The sequence below is a fragment of the Neobacillus sp. Soil_C_43 genome (assembly GCF_057656715.1).
In genome coordinates this window covers 1-209 of the sequence record NZ_JBDGJV010000070.1, presented here as the reverse complement: position 1 = coordinate 209, position 209 = coordinate 1, and the positions used below count along the sequence as shown (strand labels likewise).

The window sequence follows — 209 nt, the reverse complement described above, 5'->3', positions numbered from 1 at the left end:
ACCCCATTCACCACCATTTCAAGCATAGCTAATACAAATGCTTGGTCACAACGAGCATATTGTTCAAACACTGTAGTCGAAAAATCCCCACTACGAGTACGAGGTACTCTAAGCGTAATTTTTCCAATGCTAAAATAATAAATCACGATCATAATATCCATTGCGGTAGTCACGACGTAAACTTGAACGTTCGTAAGAACCGGCTTGTA

At 39.7% G+C, this 209-nt stretch carries 1 pseudogene; it reads right to left on the bottom strand.

Annotated features, from left to right (window positions below):
- Positions 1-209, bottom strand: a pseudogene (locus tag AC3A54_RS25665) (transposase); the annotation flags it as partial.